The following is a 20184-nucleotide window of genomic DNA, read 5'->3' as shown; positions in this document are numbered from 1 at the left end:
TCGAACACCCCGTCACCGAAGAAGTCACCGGACTCGACCTCGTCCGCGAAATGTTCCGCATCGCCGACGGCGAAGCCCTCGGCTACGACGACCCGGCGGTGCGCGGGCACTCCTTCGAGTTCCGCATCAACGGCGAAGACCCCGGCCGCGGCTTCCTCCCCGCCCCCGGCACCGTCACCCGGTTCGCACCGCCGTCCGGCCCCGGCGTCCGCCTGGACGCGGGCGTCGAATCCGGCTCGGTCATCGGCCCCGCCTGGGACTCCCTCCTCGCCAAACTCATCGTCACCGGCGCCACCCGCGAACAGGCCCTCCAGCGCGCAGCACGCGCCCTGGCCGAGTTCACCGTGGAAGGCATGGCCACCGCCATCCCCTTCCACCGCGCGGTCGTCACCGCCCCCGCCTTCACCACCGCCCCCTTCCACATCCACACCCGCTGGATCGAAACCGAATTCGTCAACGGCATTGCGGCGTACGCGAGTTCAGCGTCGCCGGACGAGGACGGCGACGAGACGGGCGCCGCTCGCGAGTCGGTCGTGGTCGAAGTGGGCGGACGACGCCTCGAAGTCTCCCTGCCCTCCTCACTCGGCATGTCCCTGGCCCGCACCGCGGCCGCGGGCGGCGCCAAGCCCAAGCGACGTACGGCCAAGAAGGCGGGCCCGTCGGCCTCCGGCGACACCCTCGCCTCACCCATGCAGGGCACGATCGTCAAGGTCGCCGTCGAAGAAGGCCAGGAAGTCAAGGAAGGCGACCTCGTCGTCGTCCTGGAAGCCATGAAGATGGAACAACCACTCAACGCACACCGCTCCGGAACCGTGCAGGAGCTGGCCGCGGCGGTAGGAGCATCCGTCACCTCGGGCGCCACGATCTGCGCCATCAAGGGCTGAAGCCCCCGCGCTCGCCCTCCCGAAGTCTGCAAGTCCACGCGTACCAGAAGTCCCAACTTCCCACCACAGTCAAGGATTTACCATGTCGAACCGCCTGCGCCAGGTGCGCAAGGCCGCCGTCCCCGGCGCCCTGTCCCTCGCCGCCGTCCTGATGCTCCCGATGGCCGCGTCCGCCCACACCGCGCAGCCCGCCCCGCAGGCCCACGCGGCCGCGGCCACCGCGGTCCAGCTGCCCCCCGTGATCCACGGCGAGGGCCACGCCATCCACCCCGAGGGCGTGACGTGGGACCCGACCCGCAACGCCTTCCTGATCGGTTCGCTGCGCTACGGCACCATCTCGGCGGTGGGCGCCGACGGCATACCGCACACCCTGGTCAGCGACCCGAGCCTGATCGGGACCGGCGGCATCCGCGTCGACGCCGCCCGCAACCGCCTGCTCGCCACGTACGGAGACGTCTACGCCGGGCCGAACGCCCTGCTCAGCGTCGGTTCCACCCCGGAGACCCGCGGCCGGTACGCAGGCCTCGCCATCTTCAACCTGAAGACCGGCGCCCTGGAGAAGCGGGTCGACCTCAGCCAGGCCCCCGGCCTGCACCTGGCCAACGACCTCGCGCTGGACGCCAAGGGCAACGCCTACGTCACCGACTCGTTCACCGGCACGATCTTCAAGGTCACCCCGTCCGGCGCCGCGTCGACGTTCCTCCAGGACAAGGCGCTGGACGCGGGCAAGGACGAGAACGGCGTGCCCAACGTCGGCCTCAACGGCATCGTCGTCGACCCGGCGGGCTTCGTCATCGTGGTGCGGTACGACAGCGGCCAGCTCTTCCGCATCCCGCTGCACGACCCCAAGAAGTTCACCGAGATCGCCCTGAAGGAGCGCCCCGTGGGCGCGGACGGCATGGCGCTCGGCGCCGACGGCACGCTGTACGCGGCGACCAACACCATCCGCTCCACCGGCGCGGACGCGCTGTTCAAGCTCCGCTCGGACGACGGCTGGAAGAGCGGTCACATCGTGAGCAAGGAGGCCTCTCCGGAGGTGGCGCCCACCACGGTGGCGATCACCCCGGCGGGCAACTACGTGCTGAGCGCCAACGTGAACATCCTCTTCGGCAGCGGTGGCAAGCAGACCCGCGACGGTTTCGTACTCCGCAAGTTCTGAGCCCCTGATCCCCCCCCCGGGGACGGGGGGTTATAAGGGCCGCGGATGCCGAAGCTTCCCCCAGCCGTCGACATCCGCGGCCCTGTTCCCTTCCCCGCCCCCGTCCCGTTCCCGTACGACAACTTGCAGGAGGTGGCGAGCGGTATGGCGCTCGACCAGACTTTCGTGGGGCGGACCTATCCGCCCACCGCGCCCTACGAGGTCGGCCGCGAGAAGATCCGCGAGTTCGCGGCGGCGGTCGGGGACGAGAACCCCGCCTGCACCGACCCGGAGGCGGCCGAGTCGCTCGGCCACACCGATGTGATCGCGCCGCCGACCTTCGTGTTCGCCCTCACCTTCAAGGCGGCGGACCAGATCATCGAGGACCCCGAACTCGGCCTGGATTTCAGCCGGGTGGTGCACGGGGACCAGAAGTTCGCGTACACCCGTCCCGTCCGGGCGGGCGACCGGCTGACGGTGACCTCGACCGTCGAGAAGGCCGAGACGCTGGCGGGCAACGACGTCCTGAACGTCCGCGGCGAGGTCCACGACGAGACGGGCGAGCACGTCGTGACGGCCTGGATGAAGCTCGTGTCGCGCGCGACAGAGGGGGCGTGAGGCGGATGACCGCGAAGATCCGTTACGAGGACGTCGAGCCCGGCACCGAACTGCCGGCCCGCTCCTTCCCCGTGACCCGCGCCACCCTCGTCCGGTACGCGGGCGCCTCCGGGGACTTCAACCCGATCCACTGGAACGAGAAGTCGGCGAAGGAGGTCGGGCTGCCCGACGTCATCGCGCACGGCATGTTCACGATGGCGCAGGCGGCCCGTGTGGTCACGGACTGGGCGGGCGACCCCGGTGCCGTCCTGGAATACGGCGTCCGCTTCACCAAGCCGGTCGTCGTCCCCGATGACGGGACCGGGGCGCTGATCGAGGTCAGCGCGAAGGTGGCGGCGAAGCTGGACGACGAGGCGCGCACGGTACGCGTCGACCTCACCGCGACGAGTGCGGGCCAGAAGGTCCTGGGCATGGCGAGAGCGAAAGTCCAACTGGCTTGATTTGCAAGCGAGTTGAGGCCCGGCCAGTGGTAACTGGCACCACCCATCACGTACATACAGGAGAAGAATGCACGAGCGTCGGCTCTCCGGCCTGAGGGTGTCCGCCCTGGGCCTCGGCTGCATGGGGATGAGCGACCTCTACGGCGCAGGCGACGACACCGAGTCGGTCGCCACCCTGCACCGCGCCCTCGACCAGGGGGTGACCCTGCTGGACACCGCGGACATGTACGGCCCGTTCACCAACGAGACGCTGGTCGGCCGGGCGATCGCGGGGCGCCGTCGCGACGAGGTCGTACTCGCCACCAAGTTCGGCATCGAGCGCGCCCCCGACGGGACCACTCTGGGCATCAACGGCCGCCCGGAGTACGTCCGTTCGGCCTGCGACGCCTCGCTGCGCAGGCTCGGCGTGGACCACCTGGACCTGTACTACCAGCACCGGGTGGACACGACGGTGCCCATCGAGGAGACGTGGGGCGCGCTGGCCGAGCTCGTGAGCGCGGGCAAGGTGCGCCACCTGGGCATCTCGGAGGCGTCCGCCGCGACGGTGCGCAGGGCGCACGCGGTGCATCCGGTCACGGCGGGTCAGTACGAGTACTCGCTGTTCACGCGGGACATCGAGAGTGACGTACTGCCGGTCCTGCGCGAGCTGGGCATCGGGCTCGTCGCGTACTCGCCCATGGGGCGCGGCCTGCTGACGGGCGGCGTCACCGGCCCGGCGCAGTTCGCCGACGACGACGTCCGCCGGCACGCGCCGCGCTTCACGGGCGCGGGCCTGGCCGCCAACCTCACCCTGGTCGACCGCCTGCGCCGCATCGCGGCCCGTCTGGAGGCGACCCCCGCCCAACTGGCCCTCGCCTGGCTGCTGGCGCAGCACCCCGCGGTGGTCCCCATCCCCGGCACCAAGCGCCGCACCCACCTCGCCGAAAACCTCCGTTCCCTGGACCTGCGGCTGACGGAGGAGCAGATGAGGGACATCGAGCAGGCGGTGCCGGCGGGGGCGGTGGTGGGGCCGCGGTACGACGCGGCGCGAATGGCGACGGTGAACCGGTAACCGGGTCGGCGGGCCCCGCGAGGCCGACGCCGCCACCAACGAATCTCCCCTCCCCCACCACCCACACACGAAGGAATCCCCATGAACATCACCGTCCTCGGCGCGACCGGTGCCACCGGCCGGCTCGTGGTCGAGCAGCTCCTGGCGCAGGGCCACTCCGTACGCGCCGTCGTACGGACCCCGGCCCGAGCGGCCGAACTGCGGTCCGCCGGGATCGAGACCGCCGAACTCGACCTGGCCGCCCCGACAGCCGCCGCGCTGGCGGGCGCGTTCGCCTCGACGGAGGCGGTCATCAACGCGGCGGCGACCCGCAGCATGACGAAGAAGCAGGCGGAGCTGATCGACCACCGGGGCGTGGTCGCGGCCATCGACGCGGCGGCGGCCGCGGGAGTACGCCACTGGGTCCAGGTGTCCATGATGGGCAGCGGCGACAAGAGCCGCCTGCCCCGCTATCTGCGCGCCACCGGCGAGGCGAAGGACGCGGCCGACGGCCACCTCATGCACTCGGGCCTGACCTGGACGGTGGTCCGCCCGCCGTGGCTGAACGACGGCGCCGCCCGGGGCCGCATCAGCGCGGGCGCGCAGGTGGAGGAGGGCCAGCTGTCCCGCGCGGACCTGGCCGCGGTCGCCGTCGCCGCCCTGACCGTCCCGGCCACCCACAACCGCACGTTCGAGGTGACGGACGGCCCCCGCCCCCTGGCGGAGGCCCTCCAGACCCTGGCCTGACACCTGAAACACTCCGGTCGCCGCGTCGACGGCTCGGTGCGGCGCCGGTGTCAGGGTCTGGGCGGAGCGATGGTCGTCTCGGTCGGCCGGACCGTGTGCGGGGTGCTGAGCCAGCTCTTGAGCCGTCGGGCGACGGGGCGTTCGACGAGCCGGTGCACCGCCCAGGCGGCCGCCAGCACACCTGCCACCAGGACGGCCAGCAGCAGGTAGGGCGGCATCGTGCCGCGGAGGTGGGTGATCGCGGTCCAGCCGATGTACTCGTGCAGGAGGTAGAGCGGGTACGTCAGGGCACCGGCGGTGGTGAGGCGGCGCCAGTTGAGGAAGGACAGCTTCCCGAGGGCCGCGGCCAGCAGGATCGCGTAGAAGGCGGTGATCACCGCCAGGGATACCGTCCACGAGACCCGGACGCCGACCCCCGCGTCCTCGTGGATGAGAGCGAGCAGTTGCTGCTGCGCCAGCAGCCAGGTGCCCCCCAGAAGCAGCCACAGCATGGGGGCCGGCCGGAACCGGTGCATCAGGTAGATCACGATGCCGCCCACGAAGAAGGGGGCGTATCGGGGCTGGAAGGCGACCGTCAGGAGCGGGATGCCGGATATGGGCGCGATCACGGAGCCCAGGAGCCAGATGCCGCAGAAGGCCACGACGCGCCGGTAGGTGAGGCCCATGCACGCGACGACGGCGAACAGGAGGTAGAACCGCATCTCGGCCCAGAGCGACCAGTACGCCGGGTCCACATGCGGCACGCCCAGCGGTTCGTGCAGCATCGTGAGGTTCGTCAGCACGCGGGACGGGGTGATCGAGCGGTCCCCGTCCAGCCGCAGGACGACGGCGGTGGTGAGCACACACACCCAGAAGGCGGGGTACAGGCGCACCACACGGGAGACGAAGAAGTCGCGCGGGGTGCGGCCCCAGCAGCTCATGCAGATGACGAATCCGCTGATGAGGAAGAAGAGCTCGACACCGAGCCAGCCATAACTGGCGATCTTGTGCGCGGTCGGGAAGAGCACCGCGGTGCTCTGGCCCCACACCCCCTTGGCTCCGTAGCGGTCGTACCCGACGAAGTGGAAGGCGACGACCATGAGCGCGGCTATGAGGCGCAACCCGTCGAGCACGTAGAGCCGGGGTGGCCGCTTCGTGACGGTCGGCTGCTGCCCGGAGGGGGACGGCAGCAGCCGGGTGCGGGGGATGCGCGAGCGGATGGCTATGTCTGACAAGGCGGGATTCCTAGCCGGAGCCCCGATGGGGGAGGTTCCGGACGGATAGGAGACTGTGCGGTTCGAAGTGCGATGGCCAAAACTGTGTGGGGTGCACGGTAGTACACGCGTTCACCGTGGCGAATGGGCACCGAGTGCCCAACGGGTCCGCCTCGGCGGCACCAGTCGACACAGAACGCCCGCACCCGCCCCGAAGACCCCAGACGCCACAAAGAAGCCCAGGTCACAGCACATGCCCACGCCGCAGTAGAACCGGCCCACCACTGCCGCAACGCCACCGGACACGATCCGCTACGCTGTCAGCGGTCACGCCTCCGTAGCTCAGGGGATAGAGCACCGCTCTCCTAAAGCGGGTGTCGCAGGTTCGAATCCTGCCGGGGGCACAGACTTTGATCAGCGCGTTTGCCTCTCCGAGGTGGGCGCGCTGATCTGTGTGGCCGTGGCACTGGCCGCCAACGGGTTCCCGGGCGCAGTGGTCCGCTCGGCCCTCCGCCCCCTCACGCCAGCAGCCCCACCCCGCTGTACCAGAGCGGCCCGGGATTCAGCCGGTCGCCGTGGAGTTTCAGCATCTGCTCGAAGAACTCCTGCGGGGTCGGCCGGGCGGCCAGGAGGCGGATCGCGTCGCGCAGGTACTCGCGGGTCTCGTCCAGGATCTTCGGGTCGTCCGGCAGGGCCTTGTTCTTGTGGCCCGCGACCACATGGCGCGGGTTCAGCGCCGCGATCTTCTCGATGTTGTCGTGCCACGCCCGGAGCCCGCCGTCGCCGCCTTCGAGCATCATCTGGTGCACCCCGTTGTAGACGACGTCCCCGGCGACGACCAGGCCGATCGACGGCACGTGCAGGACGGAGGTGTCGTCGGTGTCGGTGTGGCCGGTTTCGACCGCTTCGAGGAGCCGGCCCTCCAGGTGGAAACCCTCGGGCGGTACGGGGACGGCGAGGATCGGGGTGTTGTGCGGGACGTCGGGGAACGTCTTCGCGAACCCCCGGTCCTTGCCCGCCAGTTCCTCGCGCATCTTCCGGATGGTGCCCTCGGTGGCGTACACGACGGTGTCGGGCTCGCCGAACCGGTCGAGCAGCGTCGCGGTACCGAACCAGTGGTCGGCGTGGCCGTGGGTGATGTAGACGTACGCGAGCCGCTTGCCGGAGCGCGCCACGCCCTCCGCGACCTGCTCGATCTGGCCCCGGGTCAGCGGCGGGTCCACCAGGACGGCGTCCCGCTCGCCGTGGACGAGGGTGGAGGAGATGGGTGAGGAGACGATCGGGTCGCCGTTCGGCAGCCGCAGATCGATCTTCCTCGGCACTCCGTCCGCGACGAACACCTCGTACGACAGGGGCGGGGAGGGAGGCGGGGCGGTCGGCTCCGACGTGTCGGTCATGTCGATACTTCCCTGGTCGAGGGAGGCCGACGACGCACTTCCCTCGTGGACGGACGCCGGCCCCCGGACCACTCTCACACGGCCCGCGGCCCCCCGCCCGTCGAGGCCGGGGCCGCTCTCAGGAACCGCCCAGCTCCGCCGGGCACCCCGTCCCGCGCGGAATGCTGTACGGGGCCGCCACGTGGTACGTGCCCGGCTTCGGGGCGAGGAGTTCGGTCCATTCGTCGCCCGAGCCGTCCTGCGGGGACTTGCGCAGGCAGCCGCTCACGTTCGTGAAGGTCTTCGGGCCGTGGCCGCGGAGCTTGGACTCCGCCGTCTCCTGCGGGGGCTCGACGCCCTTGCCCTTGCCGTCCACGAGCTTCAGCCACGGCGAGTACGGGATGCGGATCAGGACCGTGCCCGGGGAGCGGACCTCCACGGTCAGTTCGCCCTCGCCCGCGTGCTTGACGGTGGCGGGCGGGTCGGCCATGGGCGTCGGGTTGTCGACGGCGAACAGCCGCCAGTGCTCGTTCGACCACACCGGCTTCAGATACGGCTGGCCCTGCTGGATGAGCTTGGCCTCCGAGATGGCGCCGGTGGCGTCCGGCGGGCCCATCGGCAGCACGACGTACCGCACCGCCCAGCGGTCCAGCCAGGCGCGGTAGCTCGCCGGGTTCAGGGTGTTGTCGTAGAACAGCGGGTTGCGCTGCATGTCCGCCTGCCGGTTCCAGCCGCGGGCGAGGTTCACGTACGGGGTGAACGCCGAGGCCTCGCGGTGGCTGGAGGCGGGGACCACCTCGACCCGGCCGGTCTCCGCGTCGACCTGCTGCAACTGGTCGACCAGCGGCGCCAGGTCGCGCGCCCAGGACGCGGCGGGGGCGGTGCGCACGATGTCGTCCGCCGATTTGAAGCCGACCCACACGTTCAGGCCCACGAAGGCCAGCACCAGCACGTACCACTTGCGGGACTTCGGAACCGCGTACGGGAGGGCGGCGAGCAGCACCACGCCGCCGAACAGCATCACGAGCCGGGTGACGTTCGAGCCGATCTGCGAGTTGATCGCGAAGCACAGCACCACGCCGACGCCGTACACCAGCGCGCCCGTGCGGACCGTGCGCCACTCCTTCGGCACGAGGACGAGGATGAGCACCGCGTACAGGAACGGCAGCGAGGTGGTGGCCAGCGACATCGGCTGCGTACCGGAGAACGGGAACAGCCAGGCCGACAGGGCGACCACCGCGACCGGCGGCAGGCCGATCGCGTACGCGCCCGGTCGGCGCTTGTTCAGGAACAGGGCGGCCGCGACGACGCCGAGGAACAGTCCGGCGACCGGGCTGCCCGCGGTGGCGAGCGCGGCGCAGGGCGCGGCCACGGCCGCCTTCCGCCAGCGGTCCTCGCGGCGGTTGTGCGGCCAGCAGAACACCGCGGCCACCGCGCCGAGCGCGAACATCGTGCCGAGCGCGAAGGTCACCCGGCCCGACATGGCGTTGCACAGGAAGGCGAACAGCGCCGCGAAGGAGCAGGCCAGCGGGTTGCGGACGGCCTTCAACCGGACCAGGATCAGCGCGGTGAGCCCGGCGGACGCGGTCCCGGCGATCATCATCGTCGTACGGACGCCGAGCAGCGACATCAGATACGGCGAGACGACGCTGTACGAGACCGGGTGCATCCCGCCGTACCAGGCCAGGTTGTACGCGGACTCCGGGTTGCGGCCGACGAACTCGGCCCAGGCGTCCTGGGCCGCGAGGTCGCCGCCGCTGTTGGCGAAGAGGAAGAACCACAGGACGTGGGTGACGGCCGCGACCGCCGTCACGAAGGCGACGGGGTGGCGCATCGGCCAGGAGTCCGGGCCCAGGGGTATTCGCCCCCTGGACACCCTGGTCCACGGGCTGGTGCTGTCGGCGCGGGTGGGCGTCGGCTCAGCGGTGGTCACTGCGGCTCTCCCGCCTCACGCTGTCTCACCTGGAAAACGCGGACGCATGCGGCTGCGTACGTCCACGCGTGGGGCCGCCCGGCCGGCCCGTACTTCCCTCACCGGGAGGACTCGATTCTGCCCGAGTCCAAGGGCGCGGCTTCGCGCCCCGGGTCGCCCGAAGCTAGCACGGGGGCCCACCCGGACCTGCGGGGTGGGCTCCGTGCGGGCGGGTCCGGTCAGCCCAGTCGGGTGAGCTTGTCGCCCGTACCCGGCTCGGACAGGGCGCTGCCCAGCTCGACCGGAGCGGTCTGGCGGCCGGGGCCCGCGCCGATGGCCAGCTCGCCGACGACGGTTCCCGCCTTCGCCGAGTGCGGCACGGCCTTGCCGCCGTCGCCGAGCGTGACGTCGACCTTCAGGCCCGGCCAGCCGACGGCCTTGAGGTCCTTGGCGGCGACGACGGGCGTCCGGCCGCCGAGCCCGTTGTCGACGTACCCGACGACCTGGCCCTTCTTGACGACGGTCGCCGAGGTGACGGCCTTCTGGACGGCCTGGATCAGCGTGTAGCTGTTGTTGATCGCGGCGGTCAGCTTGCTGTCGAGGGTGGTGCCGGTGTGATGGCCCATGACAATGCCGTAGATCCGCTGGTTCTTGCCGTCCACGACGGTGTCGGCCGCCCACAGCAGATTGCCGCCGGCCGGGGTCGACGAGCCGGTCTTGATGCCGCTGACACCCGGCTTGAGCAGGATCTTGTTGTTGTTGTAGATCATCGTGGGGATGCCCGGGATCTTGATCTGGGGCGTGTTGACGATCTCGCGGAACACATCGTTCTGCATGACGGCCTGGGCCAGCTTGAGCTGGTCGGTCGGCGTGGAGACCGTGGTCTCCTTCAGACCGCTCGGGTCGGTGTACGTGCTGCTGGTCATGCCGAGTTCCTTGGCGGCGTCGTTCATCTTGGCGATGAACGCCTCCTCGCTCCCTGCGTCCCAACGGGCCAGCAGGCGGGCGGCGTTGTTGCCGGACGGGATCATCAGCAGTTCGAGCATCTGCTTCTCGGTGAACTGCTGGTCCTTGCGGATCGGCGCCGTCGACTCGTCGGGCTTCTTCGCGTCGTCCTCGGCCTGCTGATCGACGGTGATCTTCGCGCCCTCCTGCTTCCCGGTGATCGGGTGCTCCTTGAGGATCACGTACGCCGTCATCGTCTTGGCCACGCTCGCCAGCGGCGCGGGCTTCTGTTCCCCGTGCGTGCCGAGGCTGCCCACGCCGTCCACCGCGACGGCCGACTGCCCCTCGGCCGGCCAGGGCAGCCCGAGCGTGCCACCGGCGAAGGTGTACGAGGACGACGAGGTGAGGGCCAGTTTGGGCGCCGGGAGCGGGCGCAGGATCTGTACGACAGCGAAGGCTATGAGGAGCAGCAGGACCAGCGGGGTCCAGATCTTGAACCGCCGCACCGTGGAGCGGACCGGGGTCTGCGCCGGGGGCGGGGTGTTCGTCAGCTCGGCCAGCAGATCGAGCGGGGGCTTCGGCGGCAGGGGCTGCTGCCGGGTCCGCTCGGTGTGCTCGGGTATGACCTCACGGGGCCCGGCGGCCGGCGGCGGGGTGATCTTCGGCGCCCCGGGCTGCCGGACGGGCGCGTCCGTCCCCGCGCCCGCGTCGTCCGACCGCAGCGGCACGAACTGGCCGGCCCGCTCGGCGGTGGCCTCCCGCTGGGGTGAGGGCAGCTTGAGCATCGCCGTCGGCTGATCGACGGCGGGCGGCGCGACGGCCTTGAACGCGGTGGTCGGCTGATCGATTCCGCTGCCCCCGCCGGGGCTCGGCTTGGCCCCCCAGGAGGCGCTTCTGGATCTGGAATCGGGGGCGGGGGCGCCGGTGGCGGGGGTGGGGGCCTTGGAGGTGGCGGGCCTGGGGTCGGTGGCCTTCGTCCCGGTGGCCTTGGCGTCGCCGGGCTTGGGGTCGGTGGCCTTGGTGCCGGTGTCCTTGACGTCGCTCGGCTTGGAGGCGGTGTCCTTGACGTCGCTCGGCTTGGAGGCGGCGGACTTGGTGCCGTCGGCTTCCGTGCCGTCGGGCCCGGCGCTGTCGGGCCCGGCGCTGTCGGGCCCGGCGCTGTCGGGCCCGGCGCTGTCGGGCCCGGCGACGCTGGCCTTGGCGGCGTCGGCCTCGGCGGCGCCCGCCCCAGGGGCGTCACGCTTGGCGGCGTCACCCTTCGGGGCCTCAGTCCTGGCGGCGTCAGCCTTGGCGGCCTCAGTCTTCGGCGCGTCGGTCTTGGGGGCGGTCTGCGACTTGGCCGGCTCATCCCCCGGGCCCTCGGCCTCGGGGTCGGCCTCCGAAGCGGCGGCCCCGGACTTGGGGGCGTCGCACTTGGCTATGCCCTCCGGCTCGGCGGCCGGGCTCTCCGGCGCGTCGCTCTTGAGCGCGCTCTTCGACTCAGGCACCGCGCTCTCGGGCCCCGCGCTCTCAGGCGCCCCGCTCTCGGCAGTGTCCTTCGGCTCGGCCGGGTCGGCCTCAGACTTCGAGGCGGCCGCGGGCTCCGCGGACTCGCCCTTCGCCCCCTCCGAGTCACCCGTACTCGACGCCTCGTCGGCCCGGTCGACCCACGCAGCCACCGCCGCCCGGAGCCGCGAGTCGCCGTCCTCCTGGCGCGGAGCCCGGAAGACCGCCGTCGCCTGGTCCACGGCACCCGCCGCGGCACCGGACACGGACGCGTCCCCGGAACCGGATACGGACACGTCCCCGGAACCCGACCCAGAACCGGAACCCGAACCGGGTCCGGAACCGTTGACCGCCACCGCGCCGTCTTCCCCCTTGCCGGAAGGGGACGGAGATGCGGAGACGGTGACACGCGGGTCGCGTTCACTGCGAGTCGTCTCCCCCGACGACTGCTTCTGCTCCGACTTGTCGGGGGACTCGCCCGCCACCGATGCCTCCTCCAGGCGCCCCGCGGCGCCGCCGACGTAGGTCCGGACCGTGTCCGAACCATGTACCAGTGTCCTGTGTGTCGGGCAGGACCCCCCGGCTAGACGAGAACGACATACCTGTCGGTTCCCGTACGAAGCACCCAGGCGCTCTCGACAGATGAATGTGAGAGGGGTCACCCTGTCATTCATCCACGCGGGGAGGCATGGATGGGCAGGAGCCGCAGAACAATTCCGGAGGAGCTTCTGCTGCTCGCTCTGGACCCGGCCACGGGTACCACAGCGCAGCCGCAGTCGCTCGACCTCGGCCTCGCCGGAGCACAGCTAGTGGAGCTGGCTCTGGCAGGACGGATAGCCCCTGACGGGGATCGTATCGCCGTGGTGATGGCACGGCCGACAGGAGATCCGACACTGGACTCCGCACTGGAACTGCTGCGCAGGCGCGGCAGTCCGGTACGGGCCGTCCACTGGATCGGCGGGCCCCGCCTGGGGCTCCGTCAGATTTACCTCGCGCATCTGGAGCGGTGCGGCATGGTGCATGCCGTGTCGGGCCATATGTGCGGAGTGCTGCCGACGACTCGCTACCAAGCGACGGACACGGCGATCAGCCGGGACATCAGGGCCCGGCTGGACAGTGCGATCCGCACCGGCGTACCGCCGGACCCGCGGACCGCGGCGCTTGCCGCGCTGGCCCACGCAGTCGGGCTCGGCAAGCACCTCTACCCCGGCAACGAGGGGCGTTCATCGCGCTCCCGGCTAAGGGACTTGATCAGGCACGACCCGATGGGCGGTCTCGTCGCGCACGCCGTGATGGACGTCCAGAACGGCGCGGCCGCTCAGCCGCGCCGCAACGGCAACGGGAACGGCCCCGCCGCCGCGCCGAGCAACGGAAGCCGCCATGCCGTGGCGGCCGCCGTCTCGATGCAGCCGCATCACGGGGCCATGGCCCGCGCCGTGGCCCACCACTAGCAGGACCGGCACCACCAACGCACCGGCACCACCAGACGCACCAACCGCCGCACCGTCGTCCCCCTCGACCCGGTTCGGGAGCCGCACCATGAACGCGCGGGGCTGCCACAACAGCCCCGCGCGTTCGCGTTGTCGCTATGTGTGGCCGTTTTCCAGCGGGCGCCGGGATGTTGGTGGCAGTCTGCTGAGCGAAAGAAAACAGAAGAGCCGTGAGCCGGAGGTGCGTTACCCGTGGCGTCCAACGTCAATCCCACCGTCAGGCGGCGCCGACTGGGCCAGGAGCTGCGCAGACTCCGCGAGCTGAAAGGCATGACGGCCGAAGAGGTCGCCGAACGCCTGCTGGTCTCCCAGTCGAAGATCAGCCGTCTGGAGAACGGCCGCCGCTCCATCAGCCAGCGCGACGTCCGCGATCTGTGCGGGGTGTACGAGGTCGAGGACCACCGCATCGTCGATTCGCTGATGCAGATGGCCAAGGACTCCCGCCAGCAGGGCTGGTGGCACGCCTTCGGCGACATCCCGTACAGCGTCTACATCGGTCTGGAGACGGACGCGGCGAGCCTGCGCGTCTACGATCCGCAGGTCGTGCCGGGGCTGCTCCAGACCCGGGAGTACGCCGAGGCCCTCATCGCGGGGGCGCTGCCCGAGACAGCGCCGACCGACGTCGAGAAACGGGTGAACGTCCGGGTGCGACGGCAGGAGCGGGTGCGGGCGGAGGAGAACCCGCTGCGGCTGTGGGTGGTCATCGACGAGGCGGCGCTGCGCCGCCTGATCGGCGACCGGCAGCTGATGATCGACCAGCTGGAGCATCTGATCGTGCAGTCCCAGCTGCCCCATGTCACCGTCCAGGTACTGCCGTTCAGCATGGGCGCGCATCCCGGGATCAACGGCCAGTACGCGATTTTGGAATTCCCCGACGCGTCGGACTCCAGTGTCGTCTACATCGAGGGCGTCACCAGCGACCTGTATCTGGAAAAGGCGAATGATGTCCAGAAATACAGCGTGATGTACGAGCATCTGCGCGCGCAGGCCCTGAATGTGGACCAGACCCGGGAATTCATTACCGGGATCGCCAAGGAGTACGCGAAGGGCACGGCGGACTGAAGTGTGGCACCGTACACCCCACGCGTACCGCCACGGAAGGCCTCGCCGGAATATGCCATCCGGTTGAGTGAATGGCCGCCGCACACCCCGGAGGCTGCGAGTAGCGTCGATCACGCCAACGAAGACCGCTGGCCGAGAACGACCCAACTGGCAAAAACCGGAGCGAACATGGCAATTCTTCAGGGCGCCACGGACACTTGGACCAAGTCCTCGTACTCCACCGGAAACGGCGCATGCGTTGAGGTCAAGTCCCCCGAGACGCACGCGATCGCGGTCCGTGACTCGAAAGTCTGCGAGGGCCCCTCGATCTCCTTCGCCCCCGGCGCGTGGAACGCGTTCGTGGCCGAGGTGACCCGGGACTCCCTCAGCTGACCCCCATCGCGGCAAGCGCGATATCAGCAGTACACCAGCAGCACCGAAAGAGCCCTCTCGACTGGTTCGCCGTCCCGGCCGAGGGGGCTCGGCCATGTCCGCGGCCGGTCAGCGCAGTTGGTCCACATAGCGGTCGGTGCCCGGCACGGTCGGGATGAACGGCGCGACCAGCTCGACCCGCCCCAGGCCGGTTTCGGCCACCAGCGCGTCGAGCCCGGTGAAGTGGTCCGCCCAGACCTCCCGCGGGTCCCGCTGAAGGAACCAGAGCAGCGTGAGCCGGGTGTCGACGCCCTCGACCTGCTTCACGTACGTCATGCGGTCGCCCGGCAGCGGAGTCGGCCGGAACACCGTCACCATCGCGGCCGGTCCGCCGGCGATCCGCCGCGGCAGATGCCGGGAGCCCAACCACTCCATCAACTCGGCCCGCCGCTCGGCGCTTTCGGCGTCGATGACCTCCAACACGAGCCCCGCGTAAGGGTGGTCGAGGGCGTGGTAGTCGCGGGGGCCCGCGGCGCCGTCCCGGTAGACCGTCGCCTCGTGGTCCTGGAAGGCGGTGAAGACGTGGGTGCGGTCCTGGTATACGCGGCCGTCCCGGTTGAGGCGCCGGTTGATGCCGACGGTCCACTTCATGTGCTCGTCGTAGCGGCCCTGGGTGATCCAGTACGTCGAGAGATAGCAGCCCGCGCCCACCGGCTGGGCGACCGCGGACTTCTCCGGGTAGCGCAGCTCCTGGAGTTCGCGGGTGGCGACCCAGCGGCGCCCCGCGTACATCCAGGGCATGGCCATCGCGCCGGCGTAGTAGTGGTCGTCCTCGTACCAGCGGTTGTACGCGTACTCATGGCCCGGGTGCGGCTCCACCATGGTGATCAGCGCGTGCCCCGGACGCACCCCGTAGGGCCCCACCGACGCCAGCTCCGCGTACACCTCGGGCCGTGTGTCCTCCGTCATGCCGCATCCCTTCCCTCCGCCACCGGACCGACTTACTCTGACGCCTCGTCAGAAGATGTGCCAGAGCCGGGAGGCGACCGGATGTTGCTGAGTGGGAAGACCGTCATCGTGTCCGGGGTCGGGGCCGGTCTCGGGCACCAGGTCGCCGCGGCCGTCGTGCGCGACGGGGGCAACGCGGTGCTCGGCGCGCGCACCGAGGCCAACCTCGCCAAGTCCGCCGCCGAGATCGACCCGGACGGCGCCCACGCCGCGTACCTGCCGACCGACATCACGGACGAGAGCCAGTGCGAGGCGCTGGCCGCGCTCGCGGCGGCCCGCTTCGGGGGGATCGACGCGGTCGTGCACGTGGCGGCCTGGGACAGCTACTTCGGTGGCCTCCAGGACGCGGACTTCGCCACCTGGCAGCGGGTCGTCGACGTGAACCTGCTCGGCACGCTCCGCATGACGCGAGCCTGCCTGCCGGCGCTCAAGCGGCGCGGCGGCTCCGTCGTCATCATCGGTACGCAGTCGGCGGTGGCGGCCCCCTCACAGGTGCGGCAGGCGGCGTACGCGGCCTCGAAGGGCGCGCTGACCTCGGCGATGTACTCGTTGGCGCGCGAGCTCGGGCCGGACCGGATCCGGGTCAACACCGTGCTGCCGGGCTGGATGTGGGGCCCGCCGGTGCAGGCGTACGTCCAGTTCACCGCGCACACCGACGGCGTACCCGAGGAGGAGGTGCTGGCGCGCCTCACCGAGCGGATGGCGCTGCCGGAGCTGGCCACGGACGGCGACGTGGCGGACGCGGTGGTCTTCCTCGCCTCGGACCGGGCCCGGTCCATCACGGGGCAGTCGCTGCTGGTGAACGCGGGCGAGTTGATGAGCTGAGCGGCGTCCCTCCGGGGGGGGGAGGGATTCGGCTGCGGGCCGTCTGTGGCTGGTCGCGCAGTTCCCCGCGCCCCTATCGGGGTGCCTCAGCTCGGCAACTTGCAATCCATATACGGCAGTTGGACCTGACCCTCTCGGCCGCACGGGACCCGCATCCCGTGCGGTCGTTCGTATGTGTACGGAGTCCGACGAAGCGCCCGCCCATCGTGTGGCCCCGTCACGCGCGCGACAACACCCCCGGGGCAAAGGGGCGGCAAAATCGTTCGACTTTCTGATCTGGGTTCACATCTATGACCAGCAGGTGTCTTGACCACCCTCTCCGGCAAGGGGTTCAATCCCCGAAGTCCCCGCTCCCGCACGGGGCGTTACTGGGCCTGGCGTGCTGACGAAGAGCCTCCGAGTTCATTGACGTTCACAAGGCGGACCCCTGGGAGGGGGCACATGAACAGTCTCGACTGGGCCGTGCTCATCGGTTACTTCGGCGTGATGGTCGCGATCGGCATCTGGTCCCACCAGCGGGTCGACAACGTCTCCGACTTCTTCACGGCGGGCGGCCGGATGCCCTGGTGGCTGTCCGGCATCTCGCACCACATGTCCGGCTACAGCGCGGTGATGTTCACCGGCTACGCGGGCATCGCCTACCAGTACGGCGTCACCTCCTTCGTCACCTGGTCGCTCCCGATCGCCGTCGGCATCGGCATCGGCGCCAAGCTCTTCGCGCCCCGGCTCAACCGGCTGCGCTCCAAGCTCCACGTGGCCTCGCCGCTCGAATACCTCAAGAACCGCTACAACGTCCCCACCCAGCAGGCCCTCGCCTGGTCCGGGCTGCTCCTGAAGATCGTCGACGTGGGCGCCAAGTGGGCGGCGATCGCCACCCTGTTGTCGGTCTTCACCGGCATCACCATCACTCAGGGCATCTTCGTCACGGGCTGCGTCACCGCGATCTACTGCACGGTCGGCGGCCTGTGGGCGGACGCGTTGACCGAACTCGGCCAGTTCGTCATCCAGTTGCTCGCCGGACTCGCGATGCTGATCGCCGTCATGGGCAGGCTGGACGGCTTCGCCACCCTGTGGACGGTCTGGGACAAGCTGCCCAGCGGCCACGCGCACGCCACGGCGGGGCCGTACACGGTCACCTTCCTGATGGCGTTCCTGTTCATCAAGACCTTCGAGTACAACGGCGGCATGTGGAACCAGGCCCAGCGCTACATGGCCACCGACTCGGCGCGCTCGGCGACCCGTTCGGCCCGGCTCTCGGCGATCCTGTGGGCGACCTGGCCGACCGTCCTGTTCTTCCCCATGTGGTGCGCCCCGCTGCTGGTCCACGCGAAGAAGCCGGACGGCTCGGACTCGTACGCCCTGATGACGCAGTCGCTGCTGCCGCACGGCATGCTCGGCCTGGTCGTGGTCGGCTTCTTCTCGCACACCATGGCCATGTGCTCCTCGGACGCCAACGCCATCTCGGCCGTCTTCACCCGCGACATCGCGCCGGTGCTCTCGAAGTCGGCCCGCGCCTGGAACTCGCGGGCGGGGCTCGTCGCGGCGCGCCTGTCGACGCTGGTCTTCCTCGGTCTGTCGATGACGATCGCGACGCAGGTCGACTCGCCGGCGTTCAAGGACATCATCACCGTCGTGATCAAGTGGGTGGCCGGGCTCATGGGCCCGATCGCCATCCCGTTCATGCTGGGCATGCTGGGCACGTTCCGGAAGTCCGGTCCGACGGCGGCGCTCGGCAGCTGGGCGGCGGGGCTGCTGGCGTTCTTCTTCGTCAACTACAACCCGGACGGCTCGCAGAAGACCGATGTGGCCCTGCAGTGGCAGGTGTCGGTGCCGCTGGCGATCTCGCTCGTCCTGTACGTCCTGATCGGCCTGCTCAAGCCGGAGGACACCCCGGAGCGGGACGCGCTGCTCGCGCGCATCGACTCCGACGACGACGGCCCGCCTCCGGCCGCCGGCTCCGCGTCCCTGCCGCCGCAGCCGGAGGCGGGCGACCCGAAGGTGGCGACGGCCGACTGACGCCGGCGCCTCAGCCGATGATCTGCGGTTCGCCCGCCGCCTGCGCCAGGGGCCGGTAGTCGCCGCCGACTCTCTCGGGGTAGGCGGCGTCGCGGTGCGGGACGAGGCGCAGGTACGGGCTCTGCTGGTCGTCGTCGCTCTGCGGCGGGCAGTGCTGGCCTTCGGCGTCGGCGTCCTCCTCCATCACCATCTTGTCGACGGCCTGCTGGGCGTGCAGGGCGTCGTACGGCGGGAGTTCGTCCTGGCGGTCCGCAGGATCGGTGGAGGCGGGCTCGTTCTCACCCCGGACGTACTGCGGCCGTCCGGCGCCGTCGACCGGGGCGGCGGAGGAGGTGCCCGCGCCGGTGCCGAGCAGCGCGAGGGCGACCATCGGCGCGGTGAACCAGCGGGCCGGCAGGGTACGGGCGGCCCGGGTACGGGCCGCAGGAAGGGGGGTCATGGCGACGACCCTGGCGAATGCGCGCGTGCGCGCGCGAGGGACACGCGGGCCCGGGGCCGGTCATCCGCCCGCACGAGTGGTTTCAGCCCCTCGGATAGCGCAGCAGCCAGCCCGCCGTGTTGACGGCGGGGCCGTGCAGGGCGGGGCCCTGGGTCATCTCCATGGCGAAGTCGTCGGCGAGTTCGAGCAGGGTCGAGCGGCCTTCGATCCGGGCGAGCCAGGCCGGCGGCAGCGCGGTCTCGCCGTGCATCGCGCCGAGCAGACTGCCGCAGACGGAGCCGGTGGCGTCCGACGGGCCGTCGTGATTGACGGCGAGCAGCAGGCCGTGCCGGATGTCCTCGCCGACCAGCGCGCAGTACACGGCGATCGCGAGCGCCTCGGGGGCGGTGTGCCCGGTGCCGAGCGTCGCGACCAGGGTCGGGCTCGGCATGCCCTGGCGCACGGCGCCGAGCGCGTGCTTGAGCGCCTCGCTGACCTGCTGGTGCCCGGGGCGCACGGCGAGCTGTGCCAGGGCCCGCTGGACGGCGCCGTCCATGGACTCGCCCCGGGCCAGGCCGTGCACGATGACGGCGAGCGCGCCCGCCGACAGACAGGCCGCCGGGTCGCCGTGGGTCTGCGCCGCGCACTCCACGGCGAGCTGGAGCACGAGCTGCGGCTCCCAGCCGACGAGCAGCCCGAAGGGCGCGGAGCGGGTGAGCGCGCCCGGGTCGTCGGCGCCCGGGTTCTTGGGCTGCTCCAGGGTGCCCATGACGTCGTCGCCGAACCCGACGAGACAGGCCTTGGCGGGGTCGCGCCGGGCGTAGAGCCACTCCTCGCGGGCCAGCCAGCCGTTGTCCTCGCGGCGTTCGTCGGGCCCCCACTCGCGCTGGGTGGCGGCCCACCGCAGATGGGCCCGGTGCACATCGGTGGGCGGGTGCCAGGCGCCGGTGTCGCGGCGCACCTGGGCGCGTATGAGCCCGTCGACGGTGAACAGGGTGAGCTGGGTGGCGGCGGTGACGGCGCCCGTGCGGCCGTACGCGGGGGCCAGGTCGCCCAGGGCCTGAGGCCCGTACCGCTCGCGGATCTCACCCAGGGCCAGCCCGGCGACGCCCGCGCCGAGCGCGTCCCCGATGGCCCCGCCGAGCAGACAACCCCGCACCCGGCTACGGAAGTCCTGCTGCTCGGCCCGACCCCAGACGGGTCCGCCGGCTCCGGCTGCTGCGCTCATGCCGCAGCACGCTACCTG

At 70.9% G+C, this 20184-nt stretch carries 18 protein-coding genes and 1 tRNA gene; 12 read left to right on the top strand and 7 right to left on the bottom strand.

Features of this window, described 5'->3' with window-relative positions; genetic code table 11:
• The 6 genes from ACIQ8J_RS29530 to ACIQ8J_RS29505 form a co-directional block, all read left to right on the top strand.
• Positions 1–884 (top strand): biotin/lipoyl-containing protein (locus tag ACIQ8J_RS29530; protein ID WP_403275694.1); only part of this gene is annotated, 884 nt, incomplete at its 5' end.
• Between the two features lie 82 nt (positions 885–966).
• On the top strand, positions 967–2043 hold the full coding sequence (locus ACIQ8J_RS29525) for a hypothetical protein (RefSeq protein ID WP_403275693.1): 1077 nt from the start codon (positions 967–969) through the stop codon (positions 2041–2043).
• Positions 2044–2187: 144 nt separating this feature from the next.
• Positions 2188–2640, top strand: a complete 453-nt coding sequence (locus ACIQ8J_RS29520; protein ID WP_403275701.1) for a MaoC family dehydratase N-terminal domain-containing protein — start codon at positions 2188–2190, stop codon at positions 2638–2640.
• A gap of 5 nt (positions 2641–2645) precedes the next feature.
• Positions 2646–3080: a MaoC family dehydratase gene (locus ACIQ8J_RS29515; protein ID WP_403275691.1), complete on the top strand. Its 435-nt coding sequence runs from the start codon at positions 2646–2648 to the stop codon at positions 3078–3080.
• A gap of 67 nt (positions 3081–3147) precedes the next feature.
• Complete coding sequence (locus ACIQ8J_RS29510; protein WP_403275690.1) at positions 3148–4131, top strand: aldo/keto reductase; 984 nt, start codon at positions 3148–3150, stop codon at positions 4129–4131.
• An 81-nt stretch (positions 4132–4212) separates the two neighbouring features.
• Positions 4213–4857, top strand: coding sequence for an NAD(P)H-binding protein (locus tag ACIQ8J_RS29505; protein WP_403275689.1), 645 nt, complete (start codon positions 4213–4215; stop codon positions 4855–4857).
• A 50-nt stretch (positions 4858–4907) separates the two neighbouring features.
• Here the strand turns inward: ACIQ8J_RS29505 and ACIQ8J_RS29500 are convergent, their stop codons facing one another.
• The gene (locus tag ACIQ8J_RS29500; protein ID WP_403275687.1) at positions 4908–6071 is read right to left on the bottom strand and encodes an acyltransferase family protein; all 1164 of its coding nucleotides are present in this window, start codon (positions 6069–6071) and stop codon (positions 4908–4910) included.
• A gap of 310 nt (positions 6072–6381) precedes the next feature.
• Here ACIQ8J_RS29500 and ACIQ8J_RS29495 point away from each other — a divergent pair.
• Positions 6382–6454 (top strand) — tRNA-Arg (locus ACIQ8J_RS29495).
• 114 nt (positions 6455–6568) lie between these two features.
• Here the strand turns inward: ACIQ8J_RS29495 and ACIQ8J_RS29490 are convergent.
• The 3 genes from ACIQ8J_RS29490 to ACIQ8J_RS29480 form a co-directional block, all read right to left on the bottom strand.
• Positions 6569–7447 carry an MBL fold metallo-hydrolase gene (locus ACIQ8J_RS29490; RefSeq protein ID WP_403275685.1) on the bottom strand — a complete coding sequence of 293 codons (879 nt, stop codon included), beginning with the start codon at positions 7445–7447 and terminating at the stop codon, positions 6569–6571.
• A 118-nt stretch (positions 7448–7565) separates the two neighbouring features.
• Positions 7566–9359 (bottom strand): MFS transporter, encoded by a 1794-nt coding sequence (locus ACIQ8J_RS29485; protein WP_403275684.1) that lies wholly within the window; start codon positions 9357–9359, stop codon positions 7566–7568.
• Between the two features lie 218 nt (positions 9360–9577).
• Positions 9578–12034, bottom strand: coding sequence for a serine hydrolase (locus tag ACIQ8J_RS29480; RefSeq protein WP_403607990.1), 2457 nt, complete (start codon positions 12032–12034; stop codon positions 9578–9580).
• A gap of 426 nt (positions 12035–12460) precedes the next feature.
• On the opposite strand from ACIQ8J_RS29480, the gene ACIQ8J_RS29475 reads away from it, so the two are divergent.
• From ACIQ8J_RS29475 to ACIQ8J_RS29465, 3 genes are all read left to right on the top strand, one after another.
• On the top strand, positions 12461–13219 hold the full coding sequence (locus tag ACIQ8J_RS29475) for a GPP34 family phosphoprotein (protein ID WP_403275682.1): 759 nt from the start codon (positions 12461–12463) through the stop codon (positions 13217–13219).
• A 231-nt stretch (positions 13220–13450) separates the two neighbouring features.
• Positions 13451–14320, top strand: coding sequence for a helix-turn-helix domain-containing protein (locus tag ACIQ8J_RS29470; RefSeq protein WP_403275681.1), 870 nt, complete (start codon positions 13451–13453; stop codon positions 14318–14320).
• Between the two features lie 168 nt (positions 14321–14488).
• Positions 14489–14692: a DUF397 domain-containing protein gene (locus tag ACIQ8J_RS29465; protein ID WP_403275679.1), complete on the top strand. Its 204-nt coding sequence runs from the start codon at positions 14489–14491 to the stop codon at positions 14690–14692.
• A 108-nt stretch (positions 14693–14800) separates the two neighbouring features.
• On the opposite strand, the gene ACIQ8J_RS29460 is transcribed toward ACIQ8J_RS29465, so the two are convergent.
• Positions 14801–15640, bottom strand: a complete 840-nt coding sequence (locus ACIQ8J_RS29460) for a hypothetical protein (protein WP_403275678.1) — start codon at positions 15638–15640, stop codon at positions 14801–14803.
• An 81-nt stretch (positions 15641–15721) separates the two neighbouring features.
• Between ACIQ8J_RS29460 and ACIQ8J_RS29455 the strand changes: the two genes are divergently transcribed.
• Positions 15722–16504, top strand: coding sequence for an SDR family oxidoreductase (locus tag ACIQ8J_RS29455; protein ID WP_403275676.1), 783 nt, complete (start codon positions 15722–15724; stop codon positions 16502–16504).
• Positions 16505–16945: 441 nt separating this feature from the next.
• Positions 16946–18520, top strand: coding sequence for a sodium:solute symporter family protein (locus tag ACIQ8J_RS29450; protein WP_403275675.1), 1575 nt, complete (start codon positions 16946–16948; stop codon positions 18518–18520).
• Positions 18521–18530: 10 nt separating this feature from the next.
• On the opposite strand, the gene ACIQ8J_RS29445 is transcribed toward ACIQ8J_RS29450, so the two are convergent.
• Entirely contained in the window at positions 18531–18959 is a 429-nt protein-coding gene (locus ACIQ8J_RS29445; RefSeq protein WP_403275674.1) for a hypothetical protein, read from the bottom strand.
• Between the two features lie 82 nt (positions 18960–19041).
• A complete protein-coding gene (locus tag ACIQ8J_RS29440; protein WP_403275672.1) occupies positions 19042–20166 on the bottom strand; it encodes an ADP-ribosylglycohydrolase family protein in 1125 nt (374 codons plus the stop codon).
• Positions 20167–20184 lie beyond the last annotated feature (18 nt).

Source organism: Streptomyces sp. NPDC094147 (assembly GCF_044764265.1).
GTDB lineage: Bacteria > Actinomycetota > Actinomycetes > Streptomycetales > Streptomycetaceae > Streptomyces.
This window is presented reverse-complemented; position numbering and strand designations above follow the sequence as displayed.

What these genes read in the sequence shown, in the direction of transcription:
- ACIQ8J_RS29525 (WP_403275693.1), top strand. Translation starts at nt 967, where the DNA reads ATGTCGAACCGCCTGCGCCAGGTGCGCAAGGCCGCCGTCCCCGGCGCC.
- ACIQ8J_RS29520 (WP_403275701.1), top strand. Translation starts at nt 2,188, where the DNA reads ATGGCGCTCGACCAGACTTTCGTGGGGCGGACCTATCCGCCCACCGCG.
- ACIQ8J_RS29515 (WP_403275691.1), top strand. Translation starts at nt 2,646, where the DNA reads ATGACCGCGAAGATCCGTTACGAGGACGTCGAGCCCGGCACCGAACTG.
- ACIQ8J_RS29510 (WP_403275690.1), top strand. Translation starts at nt 3,148, where the DNA reads ATGCACGAGCGTCGGCTCTCCGGCCTGAGGGTGTCCGCCCTGGGCCTC.
- ACIQ8J_RS29505 (WP_403275689.1), top strand. Translation starts at nt 4,213, where the DNA reads ATGAACATCACCGTCCTCGGCGCGACCGGTGCCACCGGCCGGCTCGTG.
- ACIQ8J_RS29490 (WP_403275685.1), bottom strand. Translation starts at nt 7,447, where the DNA reads ATGACCGACACGTCGGAGCCGACCGCCCCGCCTCCCTCCCCGCCCCTG.
- ACIQ8J_RS29475 (WP_403275682.1), top strand. Translation starts at nt 12,461, where the DNA reads ATGGGCAGGAGCCGCAGAACAATTCCGGAGGAGCTTCTGCTGCTCGCT.
- ACIQ8J_RS29465 (WP_403275679.1), top strand. Translation starts at nt 14,489, where the DNA reads ATGGCAATTCTTCAGGGCGCCACGGACACTTGGACCAAGTCCTCGTAC.
- ACIQ8J_RS29460 (WP_403275678.1), bottom strand. Translation starts at nt 15,640, where the DNA reads ATGACGGAGGACACACGGCCCGAGGTGTACGCGGAGCTGGCGTCGGTG.
- ACIQ8J_RS29455 (WP_403275676.1), top strand. Translation starts at nt 15,722, where the DNA reads ATGTTGCTGAGTGGGAAGACCGTCATCGTGTCCGGGGTCGGGGCCGGT.
- ACIQ8J_RS29450 (WP_403275675.1), top strand. Translation starts at nt 16,946, where the DNA reads ATGAACAGTCTCGACTGGGCCGTGCTCATCGGTTACTTCGGCGTGATG.
- ACIQ8J_RS29445 (WP_403275674.1), bottom strand. Translation starts at nt 18,959, where the DNA reads ATGACCCCCCTTCCTGCGGCCCGTACCCGGGCCGCCCGTACCCTGCCG.
- ACIQ8J_RS29440 (WP_403275672.1), bottom strand. Translation starts at nt 20,166, where the DNA reads ATGAGCGCAGCAGCCGGAGCCGGCGGACCCGTCTGGGGTCGGGCCGAG.